Raw genomic sequence first — 4,647 nt, forward strand, 5'->3', positions numbered from 1 at the left:
AAGAATTTGCCTGGCGGCTTTAGCGCGGTGGTCCCACCTGACCCCATGCCGAACTCAGAAGTGAAACGCCGTAGCGCCGATGGTAGTGTGGGGTCTCCCCATGCGAGAGTAGGGAACTGCCAGGCATCAAATAAAACGAACAAGCCCCATGCGTAAGCATGGGGCTTTTTTGTTTTTGCTGTCCTTGACGATCAAGCAGACGTCTGATGATTAAATCTGCAGAATGGGGGGGTTATTTAATCGGAGATCAGCGGGGACAGATTTATCTGACATAAGGAATAGTGATTATTGGTTGGCAGGTAATGGTATCTGCTTAATGCGCAATAAAACCCTCAAAAAAATCAGCAATAATCGGGTAATATGAGCGTCAGATGAAATAGGTAAAGGCGCTCCCATGTCCTGTCAGCAAACTTCTTTGACATCGTGGAATACGTTCCATCTTAATGCAAAAGCCGCAGAGATCGCTGTGGTTTCGGATGTGAAGACTCTCTGTCAGCTGTGGCAGAAAAGCCGCAAGGTAAAATCCCCAGTGTTACTCCTTGGCGAAGGCAGTAACGTTTTATTTGTTGAGGATTTTTCCGGACAGGTGTTGATTAACCGAATTCATGGTATTGACGTTACAGAAACCGGAGATAGCTGGCATCTGCATGTAGGAGCGGGAGAAAACTGGCACCAGTTAGTTATGTTCTGCCTGCACAAAGGCATAGCCGGGCTGGAAAATCTGGCGTTAATTCCCGGCTGTGCCGGTTCGGCACCTATTCAGAATATTGGCGCTTATGGGGTTGAGTTTCAGCAATTTTGTGAATATGTCAGCCTTGTGCATTTGCCGACTGGCGAGCAAACGCAATTAATGGCCGCTGAATGTGGATTTGGCTATCGGGAAAGTGTGTTTAAGCATCATTACCGCGATGAATATGCCATTGTGGCAGTGGGGCTCAGATTAAGCAAATCATGGCAACCGGTGCTGACCTATGGTGATTTAATAAAACTCAATCCAGCAACCGTCACGCCGGAGCAGGTTTTTGACGCGGTTTGTCATATGCGACGTAGCAAGCTTCCCGATCCTGATGTTAAAGGTAATGCGGGAAGTTTCTTTAAAAATCCAGTTATTGACAGCAAAAAAGCAGAAACGCTTCTGCGGTTGTACCCGCAAATACCTTACTATCCGCAGGCTGGCGACCACGTGAAACTGGCCGCCGGGTGGCTCATCGATCGCTGTTCGCTGAAAGGCTTTAGTGTTGGTGGCGCCATGGTGCACCGTCAGCAGGCTTTGGTGCTGGTTAATGAGAATCATGCGTCAGGTCAGGATGTGGTTGCGCTGGCCAGGGCAGTACGCCAGCGAGTGGGACAGAAGTTTGATATTTGGTTGGAACCAGAAGTGCGCTTTATTGGCGCACAAGGCGAAATGGATGCGGTGAGGGAAATATCATGAAGGACAATAGCGTACCGTTAAAGCTGGTTACCATTCTGGCTGATGGTGAATTTCACTCAGGTGAACACCTGGGTGAACAGCTGGGTATGAGCAGGGCAGCTATCAATAAACATATGCAGACGCTGAAAGGGTGGGGGTTGGATGTATTTACCTTAACCGGCAAAGGTTACAGCTTTTCTGCCCCGATACAGTTACTGGACGAGCAGCGTATTCGCGCGCAGCTCAATGAAGGTAACGTGTCGGTTATTCCGGTTATTGATTCGACAAATCAGTACTTGCTGGAAAACATGACAGGATTGTCTCCCGGCGCCGCCTGCGTTGCTGAATATCAACAGGCAGGCAGAGGACGGCGTGGCAGACAATGGTTTTCACCGTTTGGCACTAATCTTCATCTTTCAATGTACTGGCGGCTTGATCAGGGTCCGGCAGCGGCAATGGGATTGAGTCTGGTGATTGGTATTGTTATGGCGGAAGTGTTGCAGAGTCTTGGTGCTAAGGGCGTAAGAGTTAAATGGCCCAATGACCTGTACCTGAATGACCGCAAACTTGCAGGTATTCTGGTAGAACTTACAGGAAAAACCGGCGATGCAGCGCATGTGGTATTAGGTGCGGGTATTAATCTGTCGATGCGTTTGCCGGAAGCGTCAGTGGTGGATCAGGGCTGGATTAACCTGCAGGAAGCCGGCATTGATATTGATCGTAACGCGCTGGCTGCAACACTGATCAATCAGTTACGTGTCAGCCTTGCTGAATTTGAACGGGTAGGATTGACACCATTTATTGGCCGCTGGGCTAAGCTTGACAATTTTCTCAATCGCCCGGTGAAATTATTAATCGGTGAGCGGGAAGTCACGGGTATCGCCCGGGGAATAGACAACCAGGGTGCGCTATTGCTTGATCAGAATGGCGTTATTACGCCCTGGGTGGGTGGAGAAATTTCACTGCGTCCGCAGTGAGTGTCTGATAAAGTGATAACGCCACCTGCTGCTGGCGTTATCCGTATGACGTATCACGGGATGTGCAGCAACCTGCTGTTGACCCCTGACTATTTACGCAGAAAAACGTTCTCTACGGCGTGGTTTGCGCTTTTGGTCATAATCAGGCTGGCGCGCTCGCGGGTTGGCAAAATATTTTCCTGCAGATTTAACCAGTTTATCTCTTTCCATAACTGAGTGGCGATCTTCACTGCTTCTTCTTCTGAAAGCCGGGCATAGTGGTGAAAATAAGAATTAGGATCGGTAAAAGCCCCCTGCCGTAATTTAAGAAAACGGTTGATATACCAGCTTTCAAGTAGTGCTTCTGGCGCATCGACGTAAATAGAGAAATCAACAAAATCAGAAACAAAAACACGGTGTGGGTCGTGCGGATAGTCCATTCCGCTTTGTAGTACGTTGAGACCTTCCAGAATGAGTATATCCGGCTGCTGGACGATTTTATCGCCATCGGGTACGACGTCATAAATCAAATGGGAATAAACCGGTGCCGTGACCTGTGGCGCCCCTGATTTTAGTGCTGAAACAAAATCGACGAGACGATGGATATCATAAGACTGTGGGAAGCCTTTCTTTTTCATCAGGCCGCGTTCTTTTAAAACGGCATTAGGGTGCAGAAAGCCGTCAGTGGTGATGAGTTCTACTTTTCGGTGACCAGGCCAGCGACTGAGAAGCGCTTGTAATACGCGCGCGGTGGTACTTTTGCCAACCGCAACGCTGCCAGCAATACTGATGATATAGGGAACCTTTTGTTCACTAGTGCCGAGAAATTGTTCCAGAACGGTCTGGCGGCGTACATTCGAACTGATATAAAAATTAAGCAGGCGTGAAAGCGGAAGATAGATTTTTGCCACTTCCTCTAAAGACAGATCTTCGTTAATTCCCTTTAATTGCGCAATTTCTTCTTCGGTGAGCGTCATGGGCACCGAATTGCGCAGTGCAGCCCATTGGGCACGGCTAAACTGCAGATAGGGTGTTTTAAGTAGTGAATGTGTTTTACTCATGGGTTTGCGTCAGTCAGCATAAAGTTTTCTGCAGATACCTTAATATGAAATGCGTTGCTGTGCTTAGCAGATTGCGCAAACAGGTAACAAACAGAGAGAAAAAACAGTGGGGCAGGTTACCATCAGCTAAGGGTAACCTGAAGAAAAATGATGATCTGCGTGCGGCAAATCAGGCCAGGCCAGGTGATTTACCTATCATTACTTTGCACACTGAAAGAGACATGTCGTTTCTCTGGCTGGCTGAAAATTCGCCATTAGCGGCGTGATCAATGACACAGGCAGAGTAAATAACGTGTTTTTTTAATCGACTGAATCGTGGTGCGTTGGCGGCAAAGTAGTCAGAAAACAGTGGGCATTAGCCGATTTTACCGTCATTTGAACAAATAGTGAGCATAGAGGTGATAAATGAAAATTTTTAGTTGCATAGCGCCTGCTATCTTCCTAGAATGCGCGTCACTTGATGCCGGCTTAGCTCAGTAGGTAGAGCAACTGACTTGTAATCAGTAGGTCACCAGTTCGATTCCGGTAGCCGGCACCATCAAGTAACAATTTGGATAGGTGGGATTCCCGAGCGGCCAAAGGGAGCAGACTGTAAATCTGCCGTCACAGACTTCGAAGGTTCGAATCCTTCTCCCACCACCATTCAAACCATCATTATGGTTTAATGGTTCCAGGTGAGCGACAACGTGTTCTCACAAGGTTTACCGGCTGAGCGATAGCACAGTCAACGCCAACGAAAATTAGCCGTTGGCTCGAATAATAAGGAATCTTGCCTTATTATTCACAAGCTACAGACAGAACAGGTAGCCGAGTTCCAGGATGCGGGCATCGTATAATGGCTATTACCTCAGCCTTCCAAGCTGATGATGCGGGTTCGATTCCCGCTGCCCGCTCCAAGACGTGCTGATATGGCTCAGTTGGTAGAGCGCACCCTTGGTAAGGGTGAGGTCCCCAGTTCGACTCTGGGTATCAGCACCACTTCTTTATCTCCTTCCTGATTCTCTCTCTGTATTAATGAAACAGTCAGGTAATGCCTGGTTGATGTGACGATATCTCCGATATATCCGAGTCTTAGAGGGACTAGCGATGGCTAAAGAACAATTTCAACGTAACAAACTGCACGTAAACGTGGGTACCATCGGTCACGTTGACCACGGTAAAACCACACTGACTGCGGCAATCACCACCGTTCTGTCTAAAAAGTATGGTGGCCAGGCGC

General features: G+C 48.2%; 4 protein-coding genes, 4 tRNA genes and 1 rRNA gene. 8 read left to right on the forward strand and 1 reads right to left on the reverse strand.

Annotated features, from left to right (window positions below; all coding sequences use genetic code 11):
- The first annotated feature begins 9 nt into the window (after positions 1-9).
- The 3 genes from rrf (at position 10) to birA (ending at position 2,388) form a co-directional block, all read left to right on the forward strand.
- Positions 10-125: ribosomal RNA gene (gene rrf / locus BL249_RS18385) — 5S ribosomal RNA — on the forward strand.
- 269 nt (positions 126-394) lie between these two features.
- A complete protein-coding gene (gene murB / locus BL249_RS18390) occupies positions 395-1,432 on the forward strand; it encodes a UDP-N-acetylmuramate dehydrogenase (protein WP_099707583.1) in 1,038 nt (345 codons plus the stop codon).
- Positions 1,429-2,388: a bifunctional biotin--[acetyl-CoA-carboxylase] ligase/biotin operon repressor BirA gene (gene birA, locus BL249_RS18395; protein ID WP_099707584.1), complete on the forward strand. Its 960-nt coding sequence runs from the start codon at positions 1,429-1,431 to the stop codon at positions 2,386-2,388. Before murB ends, birA begins: the two co-directional genes overlap by 4 nt.
- An 89-nt stretch (positions 2,389-2,477) precedes the next feature.
- On the opposite strand, the gene coaA is transcribed toward birA, so the two are convergent.
- Entirely contained in the window at positions 2,478-3,428 is a 951-nt protein-coding gene (gene coaA, locus BL249_RS18400) for a type I pantothenate kinase (RefSeq protein WP_099707585.1), read from the reverse strand.
- A gap of 462 nt (positions 3,429-3,890) precedes the next feature.
- Here coaA and BL249_RS18410 point away from each other — a divergent pair.
- The 5 genes from BL249_RS18410 to BL249_RS18430 form a co-directional block, all read left to right on the forward strand.
- A tRNA-Thr gene (locus BL249_RS18410) sits at positions 3,891-3,966 on the forward strand.
- Positions 3,967-3,985: 19 nt separating this feature from the next.
- A tRNA-Tyr gene (locus tag BL249_RS18415) sits at positions 3,986-4,070 on the forward strand.
- 179 nt (positions 4,071-4,249) lie between these two features.
- Positions 4,250-4,324 (forward strand) — tRNA-Gly (locus BL249_RS18420).
- A 6-nt stretch (positions 4,325-4,330) separates the two neighbouring features.
- A tRNA-Thr gene (locus BL249_RS18425) sits at positions 4,331-4,406 on the forward strand.
- Between the two features lie 108 nt (positions 4,407-4,514).
- Positions 4,515-4,647 (forward strand): GTP-binding protein (locus BL249_RS18430; RefSeq protein ID WP_241898887.1); only part of this gene is annotated, 133 nt, incomplete at its 3' end.

Source organism: Erwinia sp. OLFS4, from assembly GCF_002752165.1.
GTDB lineage: Bacteria > Pseudomonadota > Gammaproteobacteria > Enterobacterales > Enterobacteriaceae > Izhakiella.

Excerpts from the sequence above, each read along its gene's own strand:
- murB (WP_099707583.1), top strand. The coding sequence starts at position 395 with ATGTCCTGTCAGCAAACTTCTTTGACATCGTGGAATACGTTCCATCTT.
- birA (WP_099707584.1), top strand. The coding sequence starts at position 1,429 with ATGAAGGACAATAGCGTACCGTTAAAGCTGGTTACCATTCTGGCTGAT.
- coaA (WP_099707585.1), bottom strand. The coding sequence starts at position 3,428 with ATGAGTAAAACACATTCACTACTTAAAACACCCTATCTGCAGTTTAGC.